1 protein-coding gene is annotated in these 2,089 nt (G+C 74.2%); it reads left to right on the forward strand.

Annotation, left to right across the window (positions count from 1 at the left end):
* Positions 1 to 2,024, forward strand: a 2,024-nt coding sequence (locus tag VIB55_RS08305) for a bi-domain-containing oxidoreductase (RefSeq protein WP_331876208.1), incomplete at its 5' end; no start/stop codon positions are given.
* Positions 2,025 to 2,089: the final 65 nt, after the last annotated feature.

Raw genomic sequence — 2,089 nt, forward strand, 5'->3', positions numbered from 1 at the left:
CGCTGGTGTCCGCCGGCACCGAGCGGATGCTGGTGGAGTTCGGGCGCGCCAACCTGCTCGAGAAGGCGCGCAAGCAGCCTGACAAGGTGCGCCAGGTGCTCGACAAGGTGCGCACCGACGGGCTGGCGCCCACCCTCGACGCGGTGCGCGCCAAGCTCGACGCGCCCATCCCCCTGGGCTACTGCCACGCCGGCGTGGTGGTGGAGGCGGGCGCCCGCGCCGGCGGCTTCAAGGCCGGCGACCGCGTGGTGACCAACGGCCCGCACGCCGAGTACGTGCGCGTGCCCCACACCCTGGCCGCGCGCATCCCCGGCAACGTGGGGTGGGAGGCCGCCGCCTTCACCCCGCTGGCCGCCATCGGCCTGCAGGGGATCCGGCTGGCCGCGCCCACGCTGGGCGAGACGGTGGTGGTCTACGGCCTGGGGCTCATCGGCCTGCTTACGGTGCAGCTGCTGCGCGCCAACGGCTGCCGGGTGATCGGCATCGACCGCGACCCCTCGCGGCTGGCGCTGGCCGAGCGCTTCGGCGCCACCCCGCTGGACGGCACCGCGGGGGCCGTGGCCGAGCGGGTGCTGGCGGCCACCAACGGAGTGGGCGCCGACGCCGTGCTGCTGACGCTGGCGTCGGACTCGGACGACCCCGTGCACCAGGCCGCGGAGATGAGCCGCAAGCGTGGCCGGCTGGTGCTCGTCGGCGTGACGGGGCTCAACCTGCGCCGCGACGACTTCTACCGGAAGGAGCTCACCTTCGCGGTGTCGTGCAGCTACGGCCCGGGGCGCTACGACCCCGACTACGAGGAGGCCGGGCACGACTACCCGCTCCCCTTCGTGCGGTGGACGGAGCAGCGGAACTTCGAGGCGGTGCTGGAGCTGATGGCCGGCGGCCAGCTGGACCCGCTGGCCCTGGTCACCCACCGCTTCGATTTCGGCGACGCCCCCGCGGCGTACGAGGTGATCTCGGGGAAGGAGCCCAGCCTGGGCGTGGTGCTCACCTACCCGGACCGCGGCGGCGTGCTTCCCACGACCGAGGCGCGCGTGCTGACCAACCGCCCCGCCTCGGCAAAGGCCGGGCAGGGGGTGGTGGGAATGATCGGCGCCGGCAACTTCGCCCTGCGCACGCTCCTTCCCGCGCTGGGCGAGACGGGGGCGCGGCTTCACACCATCGCCTCCAGCGGCGGCACCAGCGGCGCCGTGGTGGGCGACAAGTTCGGCTTCGAGCGGGTGACGACGGACGTGGACGCCGTGATCGAGAACCCGGAGATCGACACCGTCTTCGTCCTCACCCGCCACGACACGCACGCCCGGCTGACGGAGCGCGCGCTGGCCGCGGGAAAGCACGTCTTCGTCGAAAAGCCGCTGGCCCTCACCGATGAGGAGCTGGATTCGGTCGAGGCCGCGGCGCAGTCGTCGGGGCGGCTGGTGACGGTGGGCTTCAACCGCCGCTTCGCCCCGCTGGCGGGCGAGATGCAGGCGCTGCTGCGCGGGCGCGCGGGGCCGGTGTCGGTGGTGGCCACGGTGAACGCGGGCGCCATCCCCCGCGACCACTGGACGCAGGACCCGGCCGTGGGCGGCGGGCGCATCACCGGCGAGGGGTGCCACTTCATCGACCTGTGCCGGTTCCTGGTGGGCGCGCCCATCCGCGGACTGCAGGTGACGCCGGCGCGCGACGGGGCGGGGCGGGCCATCGACGACATCGCCCACCTCTCGCTTTCCTTCGCGGACGGCTCCACGGCGGCGGTGCACTACCTGGCGTCGGGCGCGCGCTCGTATCCCAAGGAGCGCATCGAGTGCTTCTGGGATGGAAAGACGGCGGCCATCGACAACTGGCGGCGGCTGCGGCGCTTCGGTGTGGCGGGGCCCTGGTGGGAGCGGTCGCGGTCGATGGACAAGGGGCACGCGGCCGAGCTGCGCCTGTGGATGGAGGCCGTGCGCTCCGGCGGCGCGCCGCCCATCCCCCTGGACGAGCTGTGGGAGGTGTCGCGCTGGTCCATCCGCGCCGGGGCGCTGGCACGCGATGCGGGCTGACCGGCCCGGGGGCGTCACGTGAAGCGGGTGCTGGACGTCCTCGTCTCGGGCGCGGCGCTGCTGGT

This window comes from Longimicrobium sp. (genome assembly GCF_036554565.1).
Classification (GTDB): domain Bacteria; phylum Gemmatimonadota; class Gemmatimonadetes; order Longimicrobiales; family Longimicrobiaceae; genus Longimicrobium.